20 protein-coding genes, 1 tRNA gene and 1 pseudogene are annotated in these 23,346 nt (G+C 59.5%); 12 read left to right on the forward strand and 10 right to left on the reverse strand.

Annotated elements, in window-relative coordinates; all coding sequences use genetic code 11:
• Positions 1–48 precede the first annotated feature (48 nt).
• Complete coding sequence (gene pgi, locus HMPREF2932_RS00905) at positions 49–1,683, forward strand: glucose-6-phosphate isomerase (RefSeq protein WP_071409399.1); 1,635 nt, start codon at positions 49–51, stop codon at positions 1,681–1,683.
• A 158-nt stretch (positions 1,684–1,841) separates the two neighbouring features.
• Here pgi and HMPREF2932_RS00910 read toward each other — a convergent pair whose 3' ends face one another.
• The 5 genes from HMPREF2932_RS00910 to HMPREF2932_RS00930 form a co-directional block, all read right to left on the reverse strand.
• Positions 1,842–2,909: an HNH endonuclease signature motif containing protein gene (locus tag HMPREF2932_RS00910; RefSeq protein ID WP_071409400.1), complete on the reverse strand. Its 1,068-nt coding sequence runs from the start codon at positions 2,907–2,909 to the stop codon at positions 1,842–1,844.
• A 52-nt stretch (positions 2,910–2,961) separates the two neighbouring features.
• The gene (locus tag HMPREF2932_RS00915) at positions 2,962–3,375 is read right to left on the reverse strand and encodes a YccF domain-containing protein (protein WP_049155174.1); all 414 of its coding nucleotides are present in this window, start codon (positions 3,373–3,375) and stop codon (positions 2,962–2,964) included.
• A 10-nt stretch (positions 3,376–3,385) separates the two neighbouring features.
• Positions 3,386–4,207, reverse strand: coding sequence for a DNA-formamidopyrimidine glycosylase family protein (locus HMPREF2932_RS00920; RefSeq protein ID WP_071409401.1), 822 nt, complete (start codon positions 4,205–4,207; stop codon positions 3,386–3,388).
• A gap of 27 nt (positions 4,208–4,234) precedes the next feature.
• Positions 4,235–5,503 (reverse strand): alpha-hydroxy acid oxidase, encoded by a 1,269-nt coding sequence (locus HMPREF2932_RS00925; RefSeq protein ID WP_071409402.1) that lies wholly within the window; start codon positions 5,501–5,503, stop codon positions 4,235–4,237.
• 87 nt (positions 5,504–5,590) lie between these two features.
• Positions 5,591–10,534, reverse strand: coding sequence for an Lhr family ATP-dependent helicase (locus HMPREF2932_RS00930; protein WP_071409403.1), 4,944 nt, complete (start codon positions 10,532–10,534; stop codon positions 5,591–5,593).
• A 34-nt stretch (positions 10,535–10,568) separates the two neighbouring features.
• On the opposite strand from HMPREF2932_RS00930, the gene HMPREF2932_RS00935 reads away from it, so the two are divergent.
• Positions 10,569–11,327: a 3'(2'),5'-bisphosphate nucleotidase CysQ gene (locus HMPREF2932_RS00935; protein WP_187357582.1), complete on the forward strand. Its 759-nt coding sequence runs from the start codon at positions 10,569–10,571 to the stop codon at positions 11,325–11,327.
• A 41-nt stretch (positions 11,328–11,368) separates the two neighbouring features.
• On the opposite strand, the gene HMPREF2932_RS00940 is transcribed toward HMPREF2932_RS00935, so the two are convergent.
• Positions 11,369–12,037, reverse strand: coding sequence for a TetR/AcrR family transcriptional regulator (locus HMPREF2932_RS00940; RefSeq protein WP_071409404.1), 669 nt, complete (start codon positions 12,035–12,037; stop codon positions 11,369–11,371).
• A 104-nt stretch (positions 12,038–12,141) separates the two neighbouring features.
• Here HMPREF2932_RS00940 and HMPREF2932_RS00945 point away from each other — a divergent pair, with 104 nt between their 5' ends.
• From HMPREF2932_RS00945 to HMPREF2932_RS00965, 5 genes are all read left to right on the forward strand, one after another.
• Positions 12,142–13,017 carry an NAD-dependent epimerase/dehydratase family protein gene (locus tag HMPREF2932_RS00945; protein ID WP_071409405.1) on the forward strand — a complete coding sequence of 292 codons (876 nt, stop codon included), beginning with the start codon at positions 12,142–12,144 and terminating at the stop codon, positions 13,015–13,017.
• A 67-nt stretch (positions 13,018–13,084) separates the two neighbouring features.
• Positions 13,085–13,909: a thymidylate synthase gene (locus HMPREF2932_RS00950; protein WP_049155187.1), complete on the forward strand. Its 825-nt coding sequence runs from the start codon at positions 13,085–13,087 to the stop codon at positions 13,907–13,909.
• The gene (locus HMPREF2932_RS00955; protein WP_049155189.1) at positions 13,909–14,454 is read left to right on the forward strand and encodes a dihydrofolate reductase; all 546 of its coding nucleotides are present in this window, start codon (positions 13,909–13,911) and stop codon (positions 14,452–14,454) included. The genes HMPREF2932_RS00950 and HMPREF2932_RS00955 overlap by 1 nt, the downstream gene beginning before the upstream one ends.
• The gene (locus tag HMPREF2932_RS00960; RefSeq protein ID WP_049155191.1) at positions 14,454–14,732 is read left to right on the forward strand and encodes a glutaredoxin domain-containing protein; all 279 of its coding nucleotides are present in this window, start codon (positions 14,454–14,456) and stop codon (positions 14,730–14,732) included. The genes HMPREF2932_RS00955 and HMPREF2932_RS00960 overlap by 1 nt, the downstream gene beginning before the upstream one ends.
• 71 nt (positions 14,733–14,803) lie before the next feature.
• Positions 14,804–14,876, forward strand: a tRNA-Arg gene (locus HMPREF2932_RS00965).
• A gap of 21 nt (positions 14,877–14,897) precedes the next feature.
• On the opposite strand, the pseudogene HMPREF2932_RS12945 reads toward HMPREF2932_RS00965, so the two are convergent.
• Positions 14,898–15,174: pseudogene (locus HMPREF2932_RS12945) on the reverse strand (IS481 family transposase); the annotation flags it as partial.
• A 140-nt stretch (positions 15,175–15,314) separates the two neighbouring features.
• On the opposite strand from HMPREF2932_RS12945, the gene HMPREF2932_RS00975 reads away from it, so the two are divergent.
• The 5 genes from HMPREF2932_RS00975 to HMPREF2932_RS00995 are packed head-to-tail and all read left to right on the forward strand — an operon-like array spanning position 15,315 to position 21,659.
• Complete coding sequence (locus HMPREF2932_RS00975) at positions 15,315–15,950, forward strand: MptD family putative ECF transporter S component (protein WP_049155193.1); 636 nt, start codon at positions 15,315–15,317, stop codon at positions 15,948–15,950.
• The gene (locus HMPREF2932_RS00980) at positions 15,947–16,672 is read left to right on the forward strand and encodes an energy-coupling factor transporter transmembrane component T family protein (RefSeq protein ID WP_010187692.1); all 726 of its coding nucleotides are present in this window, start codon (positions 15,947–15,949) and stop codon (positions 16,670–16,672) included. Before HMPREF2932_RS00975 ends, HMPREF2932_RS00980 begins: the two co-directional genes overlap by 4 nt.
• Positions 16,669–18,138 (forward strand): ABC transporter ATP-binding protein, encoded by a 1,470-nt coding sequence (locus HMPREF2932_RS00985; RefSeq protein WP_070517049.1) that lies wholly within the window; start codon positions 16,669–16,671, stop codon positions 18,136–18,138. The genes HMPREF2932_RS00980 and HMPREF2932_RS00985 overlap by 4 nt, the downstream gene beginning before the upstream one ends.
• A gap of 7 nt (positions 18,139–18,145) precedes the next feature.
• Positions 18,146–19,894 carry an ABC transporter ATP-binding protein gene (locus HMPREF2932_RS00990; RefSeq protein ID WP_071409406.1) on the forward strand — a complete coding sequence of 583 codons (1,749 nt, stop codon included), beginning with the start codon at positions 18,146–18,148 and terminating at the stop codon, positions 19,892–19,894.
• On the forward strand, positions 19,887–21,659 hold the full coding sequence (locus HMPREF2932_RS00995; RefSeq protein WP_070545080.1) for an ABC transporter ATP-binding protein: 1,773 nt from the start codon (positions 19,887–19,889) through the stop codon (positions 21,657–21,659). The genes HMPREF2932_RS00990 and HMPREF2932_RS00995 overlap by 8 nt, the downstream gene beginning before the upstream one ends.
• A gap of 144 nt (positions 21,660–21,803) precedes the next feature.
• Here HMPREF2932_RS00995 and HMPREF2932_RS01000 read toward each other — a convergent pair whose 3' ends face one another.
• From HMPREF2932_RS01000 to HMPREF2932_RS01005, 3 genes are all read right to left on the reverse strand, one after another.
• The gene (locus HMPREF2932_RS01000; protein WP_070517043.1) at positions 21,804–22,037 is read right to left on the reverse strand and encodes a hypothetical protein; all 234 of its coding nucleotides are present in this window, start codon (positions 22,035–22,037) and stop codon (positions 21,804–21,806) included.
• 481 nt (positions 22,038–22,518) lie between these two features.
• A complete protein-coding gene (locus HMPREF2932_RS13340) occupies positions 22,519–22,800 on the reverse strand; it encodes an MFS transporter (protein ID WP_118779515.1) in 282 nt (93 codons plus the stop codon).
• 221 nt (positions 22,801–23,021) lie between these two features.
• Positions 23,022–23,346 (reverse strand): hypothetical protein (locus tag HMPREF2932_RS01005; protein ID WP_071409409.1); only part of this gene is annotated, 325 nt, incomplete at its 5' end.

A 23,346-nucleotide genomic window follows, 5' to 3' on the forward strand; every position in this document is an offset into this window, starting at 1 on the left:
TGGACACAGTAAGTTTCATGTCTGCTACCTGCCAGAAAGGCTTTTGCAATGGACATCACCGCTCAGCCGCAGTGGGCCGCGCTCACCTCGCTTTTTGAAAGCAAGAAGGACCTCAACCTGCGTGAGCTTTTTGCCAACTCCGCTTCCCGCGCCGAAGACTATTCTTTCGACGCCGCGGGCCTGCACGTGGATCTGTCGAAGAACCTCATCGATGAGGAAGTCCTCACCGCACTGGTGGACCTCGCCCGGGCTGCCGACGTCGAGGGGCGCCGCGACGCCATGTTCGCCGGCGAGCACCTCAACAACACCGAGGATCGCGCCGTGCTGCACACCGCGCTGCGCCTGCCGGTGGAAAAGGACTTGAGCGTCGACAGCCAGGACGTCGCTGCCGACGTCCACGAGGTGCTGGGCCGCATGCGCGACTTCGCCACTGCGCTGCGCTCCGGCAAGTGGCTTGGCCACACCGGACACACCATCAAGAAGGTGGTCAACATCGGCATCGGCGGCTCCGACTTGGGCCCGGCCATGGCCGCGAAGGCCCTGCGCTCCTACGAAGTGGCGGGCATTAGCGCGGAGTTCGTCTCCAACGTCGACCCGGCGGACCTCGCCGCGACTCTCGACGGCCTCGACGCCGGCTCCACCCTCTTCATCGTGGCCTCCAAGACCTTCACCACCCAGGAAACCCTGGCCAACGCTCACGCCGCGCGCCGCTGGTTGATTGAGCAGTTTGATGGTGACGAGTCGGCCGTCGCCAAGCACTTCGTTGCGGTCTCCACCAACGCGGAGAAGGTCGCGGAGTTCGGCATCGATCCTGAGAACATGTTTGGTTTCTGGAACTGGGTGGGCGGGCGCTACTCCGTCGATTCCGCCATCGGCCTGTCGCTGATGTGCACCATCGGCCCGCTGGACTTCATGCGCTTCCTCGAGGGCTTCCACGCCATGGATGAGCACTTCCGCACCGCGCCCCTGGAGCAGAACGTTCCGGCGCTGATGGGTCTGCTCGGGGTCTGGTACTCCAACTTCTTCGGCGCGCAGACCCATGCGGTGCTGCCCTACTCCGAGGACCTCGGACGCTTCCCGGCCTACCTGCAGCAGCTGACCATGGAGTCCAACGGCAAGTCCGTGCGCCGCGACGGCACCGCCGTGAGCGCCGGGACCGGTGAGATTTACTGGGGCGAGCCGGGCACCAACGGCCAGCACGCTTTCTTCCAGCTCATGCACCAGGGCACCAAGCTCATCCCGGCGGACTTCATCGGCTTTGCCCGCCCGAAGGAGGACTTCCCCACTGCGGACGGCACCGGTTCGATGCATGACCTGCTCATGGGCAACTTCTTCGCGCAGACCAAGGTCTTGGCCTTTGGTAAGACGGCAGAAGAGATTGCCGCTGAGGGCGTGGACGAAGCCCTCGTACCGCACAAGGTGATGCCGGGCAACCGCCCCACCACCACGATTCTGGCGGAGGAGCTCACCCCGCAGACCCTCGGCGCGCTGATCGCGCTCTACGAACACATCGTGTTCACCCAGGGCATCATCTGGGATATCAACTCCTTCGACCAGTGGGGCGTGGAGCTGGGCAAGCAGCAGGCCAACGACCTGGCACCGGCAGTCTCCGGCAAGGAGGAGGCCGCATCCGGCGACGGCTCCACCGATGCTCTCATCGGTTGGTACCGCAACCACCGCTAAGCACTGCTTGGCGACGTCCCCCGGCCGAACGGTCGGGGGTTCACCCGTTTGTAACGGGCAATCAACATGTAGGATCGCCAACGCCGCGGAGGCCCTGTGGACGTCCGCGTGAGGATTTACCTATCGGGCGGCCCCTGTGGGCTCGCCCGCGCGGCAGTTTACCCGCCGGGCGGTCCGAGTCCGCGTTGCGCAGCTTGATACGCAGCCTGGGCGGTTATCGGTTCTCCCCAGGGAGGGATGTAGTCCACATCGCCGCGTAGTCGGAAGACATATCCAGCACCTGTTGGTTTCTCTGGGTCATCGTCATTAATGCCGTTGTGATAGGCGCACAACATGGTCAGATTCGGCGGGTTGGTAGCCCCTCCTGCCTTCCACGGCACAAGGTGATGCACCTGAGCATAATCAGCGGGCTTATTGCATCCCTTCCTGGCACAGGTCGGATGTTCGGCACTGGCCATCATGCGCTGCTCAAAACCGGCTAAGCGCTTCATGCGGTGCAGCCACACCGGCCCAATCGTGGGGTGGATGAGGGTGACGTAGCCGATCTCGGCGAACTTGTAGTTCAAGAACTGCGTGCCGGTCATACGGCCGCCGTTGGTCAGCTCAAGGACGATGTCATCACCGTCGCCGGAGACAATCTTGTCGAGCTTGTCCAAGGTAACGACCACGCTGGTGAGAACAGCAGGTTTGGTTCCGCCGTGGGATTTATTGAAGAAAACGTGCCTGGAAGCGTCAAGCAGGTTGTCCTTGTTGATGGATTCCAGCACACCGCGCATCTCGGTCACGGTCATGGGGTCATCGGTAATGGTCAGCGAGTGCGGACCATCAGCGCGATAGGTCATGCGCACACCAGGTGTGGGCACGCGTTTGGGCTTGAGCTCTTTTAAGCGCTTGGCCGCCACGGCTGGGATGTTCGGTGCTGGTGTGCCGGCGAGCTTGACCCGTAGGTTCCAGGCATGCAGCTGGTTCTTCAGCTTCTTCGTGTAGGACTCAATGAGGCTCAGCGTGGCCAGATCATGGCGTTGTTCGGCGGCTCGGCTGCGGGCAGTGCGTTGCTTACCCGTGAACTTGGTAGCGCCGAAGTAGATGTGGTTCAAGCCAGCCAATTCGGCGGCATCGGCAGGTGAAGCGCCGAGTGCGCGCAAGCGTTTCTCGCCTCCTACCGCCTGCTCCACCAAAGAAATCCCCGAGTTACGGTAGGAGAAATAGGTCTCTAAATCCCCCATGCCTCAGAACACTAAAGCACCCTAGGCAACCCCGCAACCGGAGACAGAGATTTTAGAGCTTGATCATCGACTCCCAGCCAAAGGGGATGTGGTCAGAGTCCACGATCTTGCGGCCGAACGGGAAGCACGTCACTGGGATCATCTTCAGGTTGGCCAGAGCCACCGGGATGCCCACGATGGTCACGGCCTGCGCCGCTGCAGTGGTGACGTGGCCGATGGCCAGCCACAGGCCAGCGACAAGGAACCAGACAACGTTAGAGAACCGAGACATGCCACCGGTACCTTTGACCGGTTGAATGACGGAGCGCCCAAAGGGCCACAGCGCGAAATTCGCCATACGCATCGAGGCCACACCGGCAGGAATCGTCACGACGGGGATGCAGGCCAGGATGCCGAGGAGGAAGTAGCCCAGTGCGAGGACAAGGCCACCAGTTGCCAACCAGATGATGTTCAAAATGATCTTCATGCATCCCAGCCTAGCGACGCGGCTGGCAGTGCGGGCACCACCAGATGACGCGCTCTAACTCCCCTTCATCGCCGCCGGCGTCCACACCACCCAGCGTGGATTTCTCAATGAGCGTGCCGCAGCGTCGGCAGCGCTGACGGTTGCGTCCGAAGACATAGGTGGTCTCCCCTGCCCTTTTCACGCCGGTGGTCACACGTACCGGCGAGTCTCGGTTGGCCCAGATGAGGCGGCGGGAGATGGTGAGGATCTGGGGGACGTCGACAAGCGCTACCGGTGTTGCTGGATGAACGCCGGCTAGGAAGCAGATCTCGGCGCGGTATTCGTTGCCCAAGCCTGCCACGTTACGCTGGTCCAGGAGGGCCGCGCCGATGCTGCGCTCGGGGCGCAACTCGATGCGGTGTACGGCCTCCTCAAAGCCGCCTTCCGCCCATTCTGGCGCGAGGATGTCGGGGCCTAGGTGCGCCATGCGCTGCTCAAACTCGCGGGATGGAAAGACCTCGACCAGCCCTAGCCAGTGCCCCACCAGCTCAATATCACGCGGGGTGTTTTCCATCTGTAGCACCACGCGGGCGCTGTGGCCGGGCTTGCGCCAGCGGTCCCCGGCGTAGTGGATGGCCCACGTGCCTTCCATCTTGAGGTGGGTATGAAGGATGAGCTCACCCCCGAAGTCCATGAAGAAGTGCTTGCCATAGGGCCAGACCTCCTCGCACACCAGCCCGTCGAAACGCACGGTGGCATAGCGCGGCACGCGCAGGGAGGAGGAGGTTACGCGCCGGCCTTCCATGAACTGCAGCCGATTCGACAGCTGCAGTACGGAATCACCCTCGGGCACAGCAGAACCTCCTCACCAAACGGGTGCCTACTCTACCGGCGCATCCTTTCCCGCACCGAATGCCAACGCGCCCGGTTCCCACGGGGTAACCACGTGCTGGCGAGACAGGTCTTCAATCTTCTTCACACCGAGCAGCTGCAGGGTGTTCTTGAACTCCTCTGCCAACAGCTCAATGACGCGGTCGACGCCTTCCTTGCCGCCGGCCATCAGCCCGTAGAGGTAGGCCCGTCCGATGAGGACGAAGTCCGCACCCAGTGCCAGCGCAATGGCGATGTCGACGCCGGACATCACACCAGAGTCGTAGATGATCTCCACGTCCGGGCCTACCTCCGCGCGCACGGCCTCAAGGGCCTGGAGAGTGTTGACCACGCGGTCGAGCTGGCGCCCGCCGTGGGAGGACACCACGATGCCGTCGGCACCAAGGTCAATGACCTTGTGTGCATCCTCAGGGTTGACGATTCCCTTGACGAAGAGCGTGCCCTTCCACTGTTTGCGAATCCACGCGAGGTCCTCGAAGTTGAGGCCTGGGTCAAACATGGTGTTGACCAGCTCGCCTAGTGTGCCGGTGGTCGAGGTCAGGGAGGCAAAGGTGACCGGGTCCGTGGTGAGGAAGTTGAACCACCACTCGGGGCGCCACGCGGCGTCGAAGACGGTGCCGGCGGTCAGGCGCGGCGGGATGCGCATGCCGTTACGGGTATCGCGCAGACGCTGGCCCGCCACGGGCGTATCCACGGTGACCACGAGGGTGTCATAGCCGTTGGCGGCAGCGCGTTCGATGAGTTCCTGGCAGGCGGAGTGATCCTTCCACAGGTAGAGCTGGAACCAGCGGCGCCCGCTATTGCCTTGCGACGCTGCGACCTCCTCGACCGAGCGCGTGCCCATCGTGGACAAGGTGAATGGGATTCCCGCATCGCGGGCAGCCTGGCTGCCGGCGTCTTCGCCCTCGGCATGCATGAAGCGGGTAAAGCCGGTTGGCGCGATGCCGAAAGGCAGGGCCGCGGGCTCGCCGGCGATCTCGGTGCTCAAGGAGATGTCGTTCGCACCGTTGAGCACGTTGGGCATGAGGCGCACATCACGGAAGAAGTCGCGGGACTCTCGGTAGCTGACCTCGTCGCGGGCTGCACCATCGACGTAGTCGAAGGCCGCCTTCGGGGTGCGGCGCTTGGCAATCTTGCGCAGATCCCACACATCAGCGGCCTCTGCCAGGCGTGCTGCCCGGCGGTCGAGGTTGGGTGCTTCGAACCGCATGAGGTTCTTGAGCTCGGACACGTTGGGCAGTTGGCGCTTTAGCCGCATGGAAACAAGACTCCTTTTCTATTGGGCTATCAGCTTTTGAGGTTAGACCCATGAAAAGCCCGTGGGCTAAATGAAGGTGAATATCATTCAGCGGCGTCGACGGCGCGGGCGGAAACCACCTGGGCTTCCCGGCGTAGTCGATGGGCCACCAGACTCAGTGGAATCCTCCGGATCATCGAAGGACAGCTCCTCCATCGCCTCGACGGCGCGGCGCCCACCGCGACGTGCGGGACGGTAAGGTTCAGCGGAGCGCGTGGCTTCTCCAGATTTGCCGTGCTGTCCTGCACGGCCGGAAGAGGCGGTGTGGGCAGAGCCAGTAATCCGCACGCCCTTCGGGGTCAGTGCCGCGCCCAGTGCGCGCAGCTCACCGCCCAGCTTCGACTCGAAGATGGGCCGCCCGTTCGCTTTCTCAATGACCAGCTTGTTCAAGCGCCCGGCGGCCACCAGCTCGTTGAGGCCTGCAAGCACTGCGGCTAGTACCTCGGTGCGCTCGATTCCCTCGGGCAAAGCGTTGAAGAACGTGGTCAACGTCTTTCCGCCCCGGGTCAGGTGAGCCACCGGCAGTCCATCCATGAGCACCACCAAGGCACCCGCGGCGCGGGTGGGGCGGGCCGCGGATTCGCCGGCATCGGTAGTGGGCCAGGGCAGCGCCGCACCATAGGGGTTGGCAGGGTCGGTCGCGGCCAGGACATAGGCCTGCGGCTCGCGGGTTCCGGAGGGCCAGCCCGTAACATCGGGGGAATCATCCACCCCGCGCAAGCGGTCAATGACCGCAGGCGTGGAGAACTGCGCGGCACCCAGTCCTTCAATGACATAGCCGCGCATCGCCTTGCCGGATTCCTCGAAACCGGAGAGCACCTTATAAGCCAGGGCGAAACCTCCCAGGACGTCCTCGGCAACCACAGAGCCACGGGTAAGCACGCCGTAGCGGTCCAGCCAAGCCTCGCCGTGCGCGATGGAACGCGACGTTGCATCCGTCGCGGCGGGCACGGCCAACGACCACCGCCCCACCACGTCGGGCGCGGTCGGTGCGCTGGAGACGTTATGTGCTTGCGCAAAGGACGTGCGCCCCATGCGCAGGCGCGAGCGCGATGGCCGACGCCGCGCGCGATGCGCCGTACGCCCGGCGCGCCCACCTGCTGCCAGGTGGGCCCGGATAGGAGCGAAGGAATCGGGACTGACCAGACCTGCCTCCACCAGTCCCCAGAGGGCCTCGCGAACCTCCTCAGCGGTGCCGCTGAGCTGCGGTTGAATATCGGAGATGAGGTAACTGCCGCCGCCCTGTAAAGCCTCCAGCAGTTGGGTTTGCAGCATGGAAACACCAGCCTCCTCGGCGGAGACCTGCAGGGCGAGCTGCGCGGCATAGTCCGCCGGCAACAGCATGATCCAGGGGTCATTGGAGCCAGCCTTGCCCGCGCCGAGGATGAGGACCTCGCCGCTGGCGGTGAGCTCATCGAGCATCGTCGGCGAATAGTCCCCCACTCGCGCAGGCAGGATGAGGCTCTCCCAGGCCGAGGCCGGCAGGCGCACCCCGGCCAGCTGCTCAATGACGGCAAAGACGCCGTCCACCCCGCGCAGCACAGGGCGCCGGCCCACCGGGGCCACCTGCTGCCAATCCGGGAGGAAGCGCCCGAAGGCTGCAGGCGAGACCGGCTGCGTGGCCGCCCGGGCTGCCGCCAGCGAGCGCGAGCGGATGAGCTTGAGAACTTCAGACGCGCAGTATTCCTGTTCCTCCACGCCTTGCCGGTAGTGCCCCGCCAGGATGGAGTCCAGACCGTTGAGCGTCGAGTGCGCCACCGCAGCCGACAGGCCAAAGGCCTCCTGTACATCGCGCGCCACAAACGGCCCGCGCGTGCGCGCCCAACGGCTGACCAGCTGATCCACGGCATCGGTAATCGTGGCCTGCTGGGCGGGGATACCGGGTGGGACGGGGATGCCCAGGCCGTCGCGAAGCAGCGGCGCATCGAGCGCTTGGGCAATATGTTCGCGGCCGTTGATGCGCACCCGCATGATGCGCGCGCCCAGCGCATCGAGTGCGCGCAGAGGCACCGTGGCGTGCGCACCAAACTCCTCGACCGGGATGGGGCCCAGCACGCGCAGGAGGTCCGCGACCTCCTCGGTGGTGCGCGCCTGGCGTTCCAGGGTGGTGCGCTGTAGCTGGGCATGGACCTCGGCGATGATGGAGCCGTCGAGAAGCTCGCGCAACTCCACCGTGCCCAAAAGCTTCGCCAACAGCGCCGGGTCCAGCGCCAGTGCCGCCGCGCGCTTTTCCGCCAGGGGCGAGTCCCCCTCGTATATGAATGCGCCGGTGTAGTTGAACAGCAGCGAAGATGCGAACGGCGAAGGCTGCTCCGTGGTGACCTCCGCGATGCGAATGCGACGGTGCGCCAGCTCCCGCATGACCTCCGTCAGCGCCGGCAGGTCATAGACATCCTGCACGCACTCCCGAACGGTTTCCAGGATGATGGGGAAAGAGGGGTAGTTGCGGGCGACGTCGAGAAGCTGCTCTGCGCGCTGGCGCTGCTGCCACAAGGGCGCGCGCTTGCCCGGGTTACGCCGCGGCAGAAGCAGCGCTCGCGCCGCGCACTCCCGGAAACGAGAAGCAAAGAGCGCGGAGTTTCCCACCTGCTCGGTGACGATGTCGGCGATCTCATCGGCGTCGAAAAGAAACAGCGCGGCATCCGGGTCCGCCTCACCCTGCGGCAGGCGCAGCACGATGCCGTCATCGCCCGCCACGGCCTGGGCGTCCATACCGGTGCGCTCCGCCACGCGCTGGCCCACCGCCAGCGCCCACGCCGCATTCACCGGCCTGCCAAACGGGGTGTGCAGCAGCACGCGCCAATCCCCCAGCTCATCCGTGAATCGCTCTAGCAGCAGCGTCTTCTCATCCGGGATGAGCCCGGTGGCCTCGTTCTGCTCGTGCAGGTAGGCGGCGATGTTGCGCCGCGCGTTCTCATCGGCGCCGCGCACCACGGAGGGGTCCGAAAATGCTTCACGCCGGAATGCCCCCAGCGCCTTACCCAGCTCATAGGGCCGCCCCGCGGAGTCACCGTTCCAGAAAGGCAAACGCCCCGTGTGCCCCGGCGCGGGTGTCACCAGCACCTGGTCGCGCGTAATCTCCTCCACGCGCCAGCTCGTCGCGCCGAGGGTGAAGATATCCCCCACCCGGGTTTCATAAACCATTTCCTCATCGAGCTCACCCACGCGGCGCGGCGCGGAACCGGCCTCACCAGTTCCCACTAGGAACACCCCGAACATGCCGCGGTCCGGAATGGTGCCGCCGTTGGTCACCGCCACACGCTGTGCGCCGGGGCGCGGGGTCAGCACGCCCGTCACACGGTCATAGACCACCCGCGGTTTCAACTCCGCAAAATCCGTCGAGGGATACACACCACTCACCAGGTCCAGCACGGAGTCGAAAACCTCGCGCGCCAGGTCCTTATAAGGCCAGGCGCGGCGCACGGTGTCGTACCATGTGTCGGCCTCTAGTCCCTCACTCGTGCCCGCGCTTGCCGACGCCACCACCGCCGCCACCGTCTGCTGTGCCAAGACATCCAACGGGTTGCGCGGGGAGTGCATTTCCTCGATGAGGCCCTCCTCCATGCGGGCGACGGTGAGTGCTGATTGCACGAGATCCGCGCGGTGCTTGGGATAAAAGGATCCGTGCGAGACCGCGCCGACGGAGTGCCCGGCGCGGCCCACGCGCTGCAGGCCCGAGGCCACCGAGGGCGGCGATTCCACCTGCACCACCAGCTCCACCGCGCCCATGTCGATGCCCAGCTCCAGGGAGCTCGTGGCAACCACGGCCTTGAGCGTGCCTTCCTTGAGCATCGTCTCCGTCAGCGCGCGCTCGTCCTTGGACACCGAACCGTGGTGCGCCCGGGCGATAACGGCAGGTGCCTTCCCGGCGACGTCGACCTGTTTCATCAGTTGGGCCGGGTCGCGCCGGGTGGCTGGGCTCAAGGAATCTGGATCGTGTTCCTGGGCATAGAGCTCGTTGAGCCGGCTGGTAAGTCGCTCGGCGGTGCGGCGCGAGTTGACGAAGACAAGGGTGGAGCGCTGCTCCATGATTTCGGCGTAGAGTTCTTCCTCGATGAAGGGCCAGATGGACTTCGCTGTGGGCAGTGCAGAGTCTCCTACCCCGCCCTCTTCCTTGCGTTGCGCGTTTACGCGCAACGCGTCTTGGGGGCCTTGGGTGATGCCAAGGGGGTCGTCGACAGTCGCCTCCCCGATGGGCGAGCCCTGCTCCGGGGTGGGCAGGTCCGACATGTCCTCGACCGGCACGTGGACGTCGAGCTGCCAGCGCTTCTTGGCGGGCGGTGCGATGATGTCGACGGGACGGTCGCCGCCCAAGAAGTTGGCGACAGCACTCAGCGGGCGCACCGTGGCGGAGAGCCCAATGCGCTGAAACTCCCCGGCGATGAGCGCGAGGCGTTCCAAAGTCAGGGCCAGGTGCACTCCGCGCTTGGTGCCGGCCAGGGCGTGGATCTCATCGATGATGACAGTATCCACGGTCTTCAGAATCCCCGCCGCTTTGGAGGTAAGCATGAGGTATGCCGATTCCGGCGTGGTGATGAGGATGTCCGGGGGCTTGCGCACTTGGCGGGCACGCTCGGCTTGCGGGGTATCGCCGGAGCGGACTCCCACAGTGATATCCGGCACGTCGAGGCCTAGGCGCTCAGAGGTGCGGGCGATGCCGTTGAGCGGGGCGCGCAGATTATTCTCCACATCCACGCCCAAGGCCTTTAGTGGTGAGATATACAGCACTCTCACGCCATCATGAGCTCCCTCGCGGGAGGGCTCAGTACTCAGCGGCAGGGCGGTCTGGCCTTCGCGCTCCACCAAAGAATTCAGCGCCCACAAAAATGCCGCGAGCGTCTTACCGGAACCGGTTGGTGCTACAACCAGTGCGTTCGCGCCGCCGGAAATCGCCTCCCACGCCTGCTCTTGGACCGGGGTGGGGGCAGCAAATACGTCGGCGAACCAGCCAGCAACCTGCGGGCGGAACTTCGCCAGAACGTTTTTGGACATGCCCTACTGTATCGCGCGCGCTAATCTGGTCACTATGACCGTTGAGATTTCTGATTCCCGTCTAACCAACTCCCTCGCCGATGGCTGTGGCGAGATCCTCAAAGGCGTGCGCAACGGTGGCCTGCTGCGCGGCTTGGCGCTGGGTGATGCCGGCGATGAAGCCGCTCAGGAATGGATCGCCCGCGTCCTTGAGCAGCACCGCCCGCAGGATGGCGTCCTGTCGGAAGAGGCTGCCGATGACTTGAGCCGCTTGAAGAAGGAACGCGTCTGGATCATTGACCCGCTCGACGGCACCAAGGAGTTCGCCACCGGCCGCCAGGACTGGGCCGTTCACATCGCGCTGGTCGAAAACGGCACCCCTACCCACGCGGCAGTCGGCATGCCAGACATGGGCGTGACCTTTAAGTCTTCCGAAGTGCGCGCGGTGACCGGCCCGCTGTCCAAGAAATTCGTGGTTTCCCGCAACCGCCCGCCGAAGGTGGCGGATTACGTCGCGGAGAAGATGGGCTTTGAGACGGTCGGCGCGGGCTCCGCAGGCGCGAAGGCCATCCACGTGCTGTTGGGTGACTATGACGGTTATATCCACGCCGGCGGTCAGTACGAGTGGGACCAGGCCGCCCCGGTGGGCGTGGCCTTGGCCGCGGGCCTGCACTGCTCGCGCCTGGACGGCTCCCCCATCAAGTTCAACAATGAGGACACCTTCATTCCGGATCTTTTAATCTGCCGCCCCGAGCTAGCAGACGAGATTCTGGAGCACGCCGCCGCCTACGCGGAGGCCAACGGCGGGTACTAGGTTTCTTGTGTGGTGTTCCCCTCCTACGCAGCGCCGCTAAGTCAAAGTCCCAACTCGTCTGCAAGACGAGCAACCATTCGAGCATGAAACTCGTGGTAGTCATTTAGTGTGTCTTTGCCGAGGTAACCGAAAACCTCGGCATTAATCACGCCAATTATCTGTATCCACGCCTCAAGCGCCTTTTCCATGACGTCAGCGGGAAGTTCCACATCAAGCTCCTCAGAGGTCGCCGCAAGGTCTTGCGAGAACTGAGATGAACGCGGTTCTAGCTCTTTAACCGAGGCCTCAGTTAACAACGCGGCCAGACGCCTACTAACTTTCGTACCCGCGCCCGTTGTCTCTGAAGCAGGCGCTTCGTATCCAATGATGGGTGTGCCATAAATAAGCGCCCACCTTTGAGGAAACTCCAAGGCCCACGCCCTCATAGCAAACACAAGGCGCAGGAATCTGTCCCGCGTCTCGGTAGCCTCACCGATTCCTCGCGCGACGGCATCATCAAGTGCTTCAAACGCATCAACGATCAGCATCGTTAATAGGTGGGCCCTGTCGGGCACATAGCGGTAGATACCCGAAGAAACTATCCCCAAATCACGTGCAATTGCACGAAGATTCAAGGCTTCTGGGCCGCCTTTATCAAGCTGCTCCCGCCCTACCTCAACAATGCGCAACATCGTCTGTTCGCGAGCACGCGCTCTTGGGGTCATTGACATATAGAAACTATATCAACAAGAAAGAGAGCACTGCTCTTGAATCTGAGTAACTGCAATTATAGAATTAGAGAGCACTAGTCACTATTTAGAGCAGAGGTCACCTAATGCATTTTCTCATCACCGGGGCAGGCCCCGTGGGCCGATCACTTTCACGCGAACTCGCTAAAAGAGGGCACACATGCACAATCATGACGCGACGGCAGCCCCATTTCGCCGCCAGTAGGAACGTGCAGTTCAAGAAAGGCGATGCAACACACAGTGACGCGTACCCAGAAAAGATCGACGGAATTGCCCACTGCATCCATGCCCCATACGACGCACAAAAGTGGCGCGACCTGCTCATTCCAGCTGAAGAAACCGTGCTAGAGGTAGCCGCCCAACGGGGCATCCCCGTTGTCTTTCCCGAATCGATGTATGGGTTCGACCAGACTTACGAGGTAATTTCGCCTGATACTCCCCTCACCCGATCTCGCAATGGAAAACCCGGTGTTCGAGCGACCCTAATCGAGAACCGCTTAGCCTCCCCCTCGCGCACTACCTCGGTAATCGCGGCCGATCTGTACGGACCAGATGCCGGCCCCGGATGCGTCTACCATCAGCTCATCATTGGGAAGAAGCGTCCCCTTGCTCTTTTTAACGCACACGCTAAACACTCGGTCACGTATCTTCCAGACTTTGCACGAGCGTTGGCAGACGCACTTTTAGATGATTCGACACCCCCAATAATTTCCACACCTTGCGCTCCCGCTCTGACTCAAGCTGAGTTTGCTCGACGTGCCGGATGCCAACACTCCCCCATCACTATTCACCCATGGATGCTGAAAGTAGCTGGCGTTGCCAGCACGGGCCTCCGAGGACTGAAAGAAATGAGATACCTGTGGGACCGTCCCTCAATTCTTACCGGCGCCACGTCCTCATGGCAGGCGACCCCAACCGACGAGGCTCTAGAGGTTATTTATCAAGCCCAGCTGTCGAAATAACAAATCTCATCACCAGTACCCCTACCGCTCTACCTAAGATTTCTCCAACGTTCTACACTTGGACATCATGAGTGACACTCCCACCGCTTCTTCAGCCCTCACAACACCATATGAGGACCTCCTGCGCCGCGTCCTGGAAGAAGGCGCTCCCAAAGGCGACCGCACTGGTACCGGTACCCTCTCCCTGTTCGGTGCCCAACTTCGTTATAACTTGGCGGAGTCTTTTCCCCTGCTGACCACCAAGAAGGTCTACTTCCACGGCGTGATTGGTGAGCTGCTGTGGTTCTTGCGCGGCGAATCCAACGTGACGTGGCTGCAGGAGAACAAGGTCCGCATCTGGAACGAGTGGGCCGATGAGGACGGTGAGTTGGGCCCTGTCTACGGCGTGCAATGGCGCTCCTGGCCCACGCCGGATGGCCAGCACATCGACCAAATTCAGGCCGCCCTGGACACGCTCAAGAACAACCCGGATTCCCGCCGCAACCTGGTCTCCGCGTGGAATGTCTCTGAGCTGGACAAGATGGCGCTCATGCCCTGCCACCTGCTGTTCCAGCTCTACGTCGCTGACGGTGCACTCTCCATGCAGGTCTACCAACGCTCCGCGGACATGTTCTTGGGCGTTCCTTTCAACTTGGCCTCCTATGCCGCGCTGACCCACATGTTTGCACAGCAAGCAGGCCTGAAGGTGGGCGAGCTCATCTGGACCGGCGGCGATTGCCACATCTACAACGACCACATCGAACAGGTCAAGGAGCAGCTTTCTCGCGAGCCCCGTGCATACCCGCAGCTCAAGCTCCACAAGGCGCAGGACATGTTCTCCTATGACTTCGATGATTTTGAGGTCATCGGCTACGACCCTCACCCCACCATCAAGGCGCAGGTGTCCGTTTAATGCTGGGCGCAATCTGGGCCCAGTCCCTTGACGGCATCATTGGTGACGGCGTGGTCATGCCCTGGCACGTGCCGGAGGATCTCAAGCACTTCAAGGAAGTGACCATGGGCGCGCCCGTCATCATGGGCCGCAAGACATGGGAATCCCTCAACCCCAAGTTCCGCCCGCTGCCGGGCCGGGAGAACATCGTGCTGTCCAGCCGCGAGCCCGACGAGTGGTCTGCGGGCGCCACCGTGGTGGATAGCATCGACGCCGCACTCGAAACCGCGCCCGGCGACGCCTGGATCATCGGCGGTGGCCAACTTTATAGCTCCGCCCTCGACCGCGTGGATACAATCGAGCTCACCCTCATGGGTGTACAAGTCGGCGATGCCTACGGCGCAGATGCCGTACTCGCCCCGAGCGTTCCGGAAGAATTCAGCCTATCTGCCGATAGTGACTGGCTGACCTCCGAATCAGGCCACCTCACCATTCCCGGCCAGCCCCCGAGCGAGCTGCCCATGAAATACCGATTCCTCACCTACGACAGAAAGGCTGCTGCATAATGGCAACTACCCCCGAAACCACTGAGCACGTCACCATCTTCTTCGCTGACTGGTGCCCGTTCTGTGTAAAGCTGATCAAAAACCTGGACCGCACCGAAACCCCATATGAGCTCGTCGATGTCGAAGGTGAGAACACCGACGACATCAACGCCTGGATTGAATCCGTCAACGACGGCAATCGCATCGTTCCAACCGTCCTCTACTCCGACGGCACTCACGCCACCAACCCTTCCGCCAGCGAGGTTCGCGCCAAGTACGCGGAGCTGGCCGGCGAGTAGACCCAAGGCGACGCATTTACCGCCGCCTAAAGCAGGGCTGCTAATCTTACTTAGGTGCGCAACGCACCCCCGCCCCAGTAGCTCAGGGGATAGAGCACGGCTCTCCTAAAGCCGGTGTCGGAAGTTCGAATCTTCTCTGGGGCACGCTGTGAAGTCTCGAGACATCGTTCCGGTCGGTGTCTCGAGATTTTTAGTTGCCCCGACTGGGGTTGAGTTCGTTGTCTTTCTAGTTGTAGTAGATCTTTTCTTCGGTGAGTGTGTAGGCGGCGATTTGTGCCCCAGTGATGGCTATTTTGACGTCGACGTGGTTGTCGATGCAGACCATGGTGATTGGTTCCCCGCCCCATCTGCGTCCGATGTAGAGGCGGCGTAGTTTGCCTCCCCATCGCAGGGTTGTCTTGCCGTTGGTGCCGATTTTGTCGGTACTTAGTCGGTAGTCGTGGTCTGGTTTGATGTCTACTTATCTGCATTCACCCCCATTAAGGGTGAATCTTCAGATCAAAACTTGAAATGTTTTATAAACAGTATTACCTAACTTAGGCAAGCCTTACCTTTCCTGCTGTTCATAAATCGAGGTTTACTATGACCCAACAGTCCTCTACGCCCGCACGGAGTGCAAGCTCATCCAGTGGGTCGACGGCACGTTTAAACACCAGAGATCTCATCAACGCTGGCATCTTTGCTGCACTTTACTTTGTAATCACCTTTGTAAGCGGAATGATTGGATTCGCAGGACCACAATTCATGTTTATTGGATGGTTCATCGCGGCAATCGCAAACGGAATCGTGCTAGCGCTTTATGCCGCCCGCACGCCCAAAATGGGTGCTTTCACCCTCGTCGGTGGTATTAACGGACTAGCATTCATGCTCACCGGACACTACTTCTGGACCCTGCTGGGAAGCATAATTCTAGGGTTTATCGCGGATTTGATTATTACAAAAAGCCACCTCAGTATTGCCAAATCCTTCCCTATTTCCTACAGCGTCTTCTGTGTCTGGATTTCTATGCCTTTTATCCCGCTAATTCTGGATACGGACTCCTACTACGTCGATATCGCAGACCAAATGGGTCAAGAATATGCCGATGCCATGTCGGATATCTTCCAGCCATGGACCATTGGAGTACTGGCCATTTGTGCGCTCATCGTCGGCTTTATCGGAGGAAAGGTCGGAGTTCGCGTCAGCCGCAAACACTTTGAAAGCGCTGGTCTCCTGTGAGCCTGCAAAAACAGGGCGTGCTTCATCGATCTTCGATCGATCCACGGACCGTGCTGCTTTCTGTTCTAGTAATCAATGCGGTAGCTCTCAGCCACGGCCACCTACCGACACTGCTGATTTCTATCGCTTTCAGCTCCATCGCACTAGCTACAGTAAAACCACACTATGGTCTTATTTGCCTGTTCGCTTTTGCATTATCCTATCTAGGGTACTGGGGCCTATTACAGCTTCCTGGCTCCACATTTTTCGCTTTTTCAGCGGCAATTTTTTCGTGGCTAAGCCGTTTTGTCATCAGCATGTCCATCGGCACATTCGGCTTGCTCACTCTCACACCATCCACGTTGACCTCAGCACTGCGGGACCTGCGTTTACCAGGCTGGGCCACCATTCCACCGGCGGTATTCCTGCGCGTTTTGCCGATCATCGTGGCAGAAGCCAAAGCCATCCGCGATGCCATGGTCCTTCGGGGTCTCCAGCCTGGAGTAAAAAGCTGGATCACACAGCCCACACAATCGTCCGCGATGTTGATCATCCCCTTATTAGGTGCCGTCGTCCGCGCTGGTGATGAGCTCGCTGCCTCTGCTCTTGTCCGGGGATTGGGAGGACCCGCACGCCCAACCACCACCGCCGATCTTTCCTTCAAGCTTGTCGATGCAACTGCACTAGCTGGGTTGGGCCTCGTTGTTGCCTCTGTCTGGCTTCCCACGGAGGTCCACTTATGAACGAACGCAGTATCGCAACCAGTGTAGACGCCCACAACGTTTCTTTTACATATCCATTGGGAGCTCGGCCAGGCATTCAAGGTGTATCTGATGTGTCTTTTTCTGTCTCTCCAGGACAGTGTCTACTGATTACCGGTGATTCCGGATCGGGAAAGTCCACGGTACTCAAGTTGATCAACGGACTCATCCCCCATTTCAATCCAGGAGAGCTACTAGGCACCATCACTATTATAAAGGATGACCAGGCTTTTACCCCTGCGGAAGAACCGCTGTCCCGAGCCATCGAGTTCAGCGCCTCAGTATTCCAGAATCCAAGGACACAATTTTTCACTGAAAGCGTCAATGCAGAATTGGCCTTCGGGCTAGAAAACCTTGGTGTAGATCCCAAAGAAATTGAGTCGAGGATTCAATCAGCGGTCGAGCTACTAGGCATTAACGATCTTCGGGGCCGGCGATTCAAAGAATTATCCGGTGGGCAGTTACAAACCATGGCATGCGCATGCGCGCTTGTGTCCCCGGGCAGTCTCGTGCTTCTCGATGAACCCACGTCCAATCTCTCTATGGAAAGCATCGATATTCTTGCACGCGTGCTACACCGCTTGAAGGAATTAGGCACAACGATCATTATCGCTGATCACCGTCTCTTTTTCTTAAAAGATATCGCTGACCAAGTTATTTACTTGACTCAGGGAAAAATAACGCGGAGTTTCCGCGCTCAGGAGTTTTATGCCTTAGACGAACCCGAACGCAAACAATTGGGGCTACGCAGCTTACACCATGTTCCCCTGCCCGCGAGCGTGCCGGTACCACCCACGCTCGAAAACGCCGATCCCCAGCGGAGCGGACTCGAGCTAAGCAACATCTGTTTTTCTTATGGCGCACATGAGGTATTAAACATTGACCACGCATTTTTCCCCAGCGGCGAAGTCACCGCCTTAATCGGGCCCAACGGCGCTGGAAAAACCACCCTCGCCAGGATCATTTGTGGTCTTGCTTCTCCCAAACGCGGCGGTAGTCTCCGTTTGAACAGCAAACGAGTCGGAGCGGCTGCCCGCAGACGTGCCGCGTACATGGTGATGCAAGATGTTGGCCGCCAATTATTCGCAGCCACCACCGAAGAAGAAGTCACGCTCGGACTGGCAAAGAAGAAGCGGGACCACATCGATGTCAATGAGATTCTCCATCGCCTCGATCTGGCAGGAATGGCCCAACGGCATCCGCAGTCTCTGTCCGGTGGGCAACGGCAACGCTTAGCCATAGCTTCAGCCCAAGCCGAGCAAGCAGCGATCTACATCTTCGATGAACCTACCTCTGGCGTGGGCTGGCGCCAACTGCAATCCATCTCTGCGCTACTTCGATCTCTTGCAGCAAGCGGAGCAGTGGTCATCGTCATCACCCATGACCACGAATTCATCCAAGAATCAGTCACCAGAATCATCGATATGACTGACATCAACAAGAATTGAGAAAGAAATGTCTGAACTAAAACAAAGTTCCACAGAATCAAGCGGAACCCACGCACCAGAATCACACGGTGCGTCACCGGAAGAAGAGGCTCGCGCAAAACTAAAAGCCGGCCAGGTCGCTCTAAAAAAACTACTGGCCCCAGTGCAAACAACCATCTACTTCGCACAGTTTCTCGCGCTTATATCCTCGGTACTCGCCGTAGCACCCTACGTCGCGTTGGTGGCACTGGGAAATGCTCTAATCGACGGCAATACTGATGACGTCGCGTCCATTGTGAAATGGCTACTTGCTGCATTTTTGGGCCAGCTATTCTTCTATTTCCTTGCCCTTGCAATCACCCACTTCGCTGATGCAAAGCTGGTGGGGATTAACCGGCGCCGAATTATTACCGCTATTGCGAAAGCACCACTCTCGTGGTTTAGCCAGACTAATTCCGGCAAAGTCCGCAAAGCCGTCGAGGACGATACGTTAACTCTGCACACCCTGACAGCCCATGCTCCTGTAGAGAAGGTCGCCGCGATCTTTACGCCCCTCGCGCTTCTGGTTTATGCCTTTATCTTGGATTGGCGCCTTGGTCTACTTTCTATTGCCACTGTGCCCATTTTCCTAGCAATCCAAGCATATTCAATGAAAGATATGGGCACAAAAACTGCGGAAATGGATAATTATCTGGGTGAGGTCTCTGCGACTGCGGTGGAGTTCTCCGAAGGTATTTCCGTCGTCAAGGCTTTCGGCACCGTTGGCAAAGCCCACGCTCGATATCGCGAAGCTGCCCAAAAATTCGCGGAATTCTATTACGAGTGGGTACGTCCGCTTCTGCGTGTTTCCGCAATCTCAGAGTCTGTGGTGGCGGTTCCTGTCCTCATCCTTATCAATCTAGGAGTGGGTTCCCAGCTGATAGCTGGTGGCTATGTCACGGTCGCTGAAGTCATCGCAACAACGTTAATTGCGCTGGTGCTCCCGGGCACGATTCAAACCGTCGGCCAAATGATGTGGTCTTACCAGCTCGCTGGCAATGCGGCGTTGCGCCTTGATGAAGTCATGACAATTTCCCATGTGAAAGAAGGCCAAAAGAGCCTCGACGCCAATAGTCAAGACATGGAGGTGGAGTTCCATAAGGTCAGCTTTAGCTACGCCCCAGACACACCAGTCCTCCAAGACTTTTCTGCGCAACTAAATGCAGGCACTGTCACGGCATTGATTGGCCCCTCCGGGTCTGGCAAATCCACAGCAGCAACGATGTTGGCGCGTTTCCAGGATCCAGATTCGGGCACAATCACTATCAACAACGTGGATATCCGTGATCTCACTTTCGACAGTTTGTACCGCACTGTGGCTTTCGTCTTACAAGATCCTCACTTACTGCGTATGAGTATTCGGGAAAACATTCGCCTTGCACGCCCAGAAGCCCGCGATGAAGAGATCTGGCAAGCCGCAGAGGCTGCGCACATAGCTGCTGATATTCGCGCTTTACCGGCTGGGCTCGACACCGTTGTTGGTGAGGACACCTCTTTATCCGGTGGACAACAGCAACGCATTTCTATTGCCCGGGCAATCATTACCAATGCCCCAATCTTGATCCTAGATGAAGCTACTGCGGCAACTGATCCTGACTGCGAAGCAGAAATTCAAGCAGCTCTAGCCACACTCGTCAGAGGCAAGACCGTCTTAGTCATCGCCCACAAGCCGGAGTCCATCCAAGGAGCAGACCAAATAATCTGCCTCAAGCCTATGAAGGATAATTCTCATGTCTAATGCCACTACGCCTGTTAGTTCGCGTCTTCGTGATCCGCTACTCACTCGCAGTGTCAAAAAGCTGCAAAGTCCTGTAGGCCATAAGCTCAATAAAAGGTATGCTTGTCTATCGCTTATCGTTGGCGTGCTTGATGGCCTCGCCGTTCTCACGCTCGTGCCACTTACAAAGGCACTCGATGGGGATACGACGATCGCACCATGGATGTGGACGCTTTTGGCAATTGCGCTCGTAGCTTTTGCGCTACGATTTTTCGCAACCATGGCCTCTTACCACACGGCCTTGGATTTCATCCGAGCCGCGCACACGACTGTGGGCGATAAATTAGCAACGCTACCGCTCGGCTGGTTCGTACCGGCTAATACCGGCGGCCTATCTCGCCTCGTTTCAGATCGCTTTATGGTGGCGGCCGAGACCATTGCGCATATTCAAGGAACGATATACCGCGATAGCGCGGCACTTGTCACCTTGTTAGTAGGAGCGTGTTTCTGGAACCCGAAGCTGGGCTTGGTCCTTCTTATCATCGCACCATTGGCGCTCGTGGTGATGCAGTTGGCTGCATGGATTCGTGAGAAAGCATCGAACCGCGCACTGGGGCCGAGTAAAGAGCTCTCCCAGCGCATCGTAGAATTTGCTAACCGTCAACCAGCCCTGCGCGCGGCAGGACAATCACAAGTTTTTGCGCCACTAGAGCAAGCGCTAGAAATCGACCATAAAGCACGAATACGCGAGCTATGGGTATCCACATTAGCTTTGCTACTCAACGGCATAGTAGTGCAGATCTTCATTGTGGCTCTCATTATGGTCTCCGCGGATCTTGCCGTTGAAGGCGCCCTATCGCCACTAGAAACAATTGCGATCATCGGAATCAGCTTGAGGTTTACCCGCACGCTTGAGCAGCTGGGTTCTTCTTTCGTCGGTTTAGATGCCGGCCGTATCGCGCTCACAGAAACTGAGCTCATCACCGATGCCCCCTCCCTACCGGAACCCACTACTCCGCGCCCAGGCGATGGTTCGGGAAGTGTAGAGCTGCGTAATGTCACGTTTGGATACGGCGATAAACCAGTATTGGTAGATATCGCTTTCCATGCTCGACCAGGCACCGTTACCGCCATTGTCGGTCCTTCTGGCTCCGGAAAGACCACAATTGCGCGCCTTATTTCGCGATTCTGGGATGTAGATTCCGGGGCGGTGATGGTTGACGGCGTAGATATCCGCGAGCTTGGAACCGAACAGTTAATGTCCAGACTGTCCATGGTTTTTCAGGATGTCTACCTCTTCGACGACTCGTTAATCGCTAATATCCGCGTTGGTCGTCCCGACGCCTCCGATGAGGAAGTCTTCCGCGCAGCTGATCTTTCAGGCGTGACTTCTATTGCCAACCGCCTAGGGTGGCATACTCCTGTTGGTGAAGGCGGGCGGCTTCTATCCGGTGGTGAACGCCAGCGTGTATCTGTAGCTCGCGCGCTTCTCAAGCAAGCGCCGATTGTACTCTTTGATGAGGCGACCTCCGCGCTCGATGCAGAAAATGAGGCAAACATTCTTGCTGCGATGGACGAGCTACGGGAGCAATCTACTTTTATTGTCATCGCCCATAAGCTGGATACAATCAAATCTGCTGATCAAATCGTAGTCTTGGATGAACACGGGCAAGTCAGCCAGCTAGGCACGCATTCTGAGCTTTCCGATGTCCCCGGTATCTACCGTCACTTCTGGCAGCAACGCAAAGCAGCACGCGGGTGGAGAATCAGTTCGGGACGCGATTAACGCGGGCACCGAGATCGGCGTTGTTTGCGGGGGCACCCTTCTCCGCCGCAGCACGGAGCACCCTAAGTGCACCGACAAAGCTCGAAGCGAAGAATGCAGTAGCGGCTACGAGCGACCACTGCGCGGCGTTGGCCATGCCTTCGCTTAAGGCCCACACCACTGCCCCAGGCGCACGGTGGTTTGCGTTGCGGAGGCTTGCCCGGAGTCATCGACGGGAATATCCCGCAGCATCGTGCCGGTCAGCTGCGCGGAGGCGAACCCTAGGCCCAAGCCGTACAGGGTCAGCGGCGCGGCGATGATCCAACCATTCGTATCCGGCCCCATAAGCAGGACGAGGATAAGGACGCCGACGGCTTCCAAGCCGAGCCCAATGAGCACGGTGCCAGGCGCCCCGTACCGTGCCGCGACGTGGGGGCTGCTGCAACGGAGAAGAATGCACCGATTGCCGTGGCTGCCAGCACCAGGCCAGACAACACCGTGCAGAGGTCCAACGTATTAATCAGGTACAGCAGCAACACGAAGATGATGGCAAACTCGCCGATTGCTACCGCACCAGCGGTGATATTGTCCCACGAGAACGTGGAATAAGAAAACAATTCAAGATACAACAGCACCGAGCGGTGACCCCGCTCGCGGTGCTTTTCCGACCTGATTAACAGCGCGAAGCCCACGGCCGAAACCGTGAGCCCTAGCGGAACCGGTGAAATAGCCGCGTTTTCGAACCAGGTCCAGCCAAAGAAGCTGAATGAGGATTGGGGCTCCCACCAGCCTAGGTCGGGCCCTCGATAATCGCGAATACCAGGACACCCATTCCGTCAGTGCACCACCGGCAAGGGTCCGACCGCTGCCGCACCGGAAATTACCGCGCCCCACACACCAAAGGCTGTTGCGCGGTATTTGCCGCGGAATACGGTTTACCCGTGGAAAGCGTGGAAGGCATGATGAACGCAGCACCGATTGCCTGTACTGCGCGCGCGGAGATCCACGTGGCGGTCGAGGTAGGAAAACCCGCCAATACGCTGCCTGCCACGAATATTGTCAGGCCGGTGAGGAAGGCGCGCTTGCGTCCCCAGGTATCCGCAATCTTGCCCCGTCGCAGAGCAGCTCCGCCAGTAGCACCGCATAGAGGCTGTTGACCCACTGCGCCTGCGTCAGGTTGAGCTGCAGGTCAGTGATGATTGAAGTGTCCCTGTTTTGTCCCGACTGAGTAGATAGGACAAAACCTGGGGCACTTTAACTCCAGAACCGAGAGCCGTTCAGCCTAAACGTGTCATTCTCCGTGAATAGTGGACGAGAATTCACAGTTTTCGCCTGCCATTTACCGTGAATGACATCAAGCACTGACGCTGGGACACGTCAGGCTCAGACGGCCTGAGCCTTTTCGTTGATGCGCGCTACACATTCAGTCGGGTTCTCCAAGGAAACGATGAACCGATCGAAATGCTCGTCTTTAAGCTCGATGACAACGGCATTCTCATAGCCGCTAATGTTCCAGAAATGTCGGCCGCCATCCGCGTGGAAGGTGCCCGCTAGCTTCTGTCCACTGCGCAGCCCCGGCGCACGAAAACCTTTTGGCTCATGCTTCATGCCAGGGTCATGGGTAGCGCCTCGCACATGCTCCCACGGAACCTTGATACTGCCGGTCAACGACCAGTGTTCAGAAGACTGAAATGGTAGCGGTGTGGTG

This window comes from Corynebacterium sp. HMSC074H12 (assembly GCF_001813755.1).
Classification (GTDB): Bacteria; Actinomycetota; Actinomycetes; order Mycobacteriales; family Mycobacteriaceae; genus Corynebacterium; species Corynebacterium hiratae.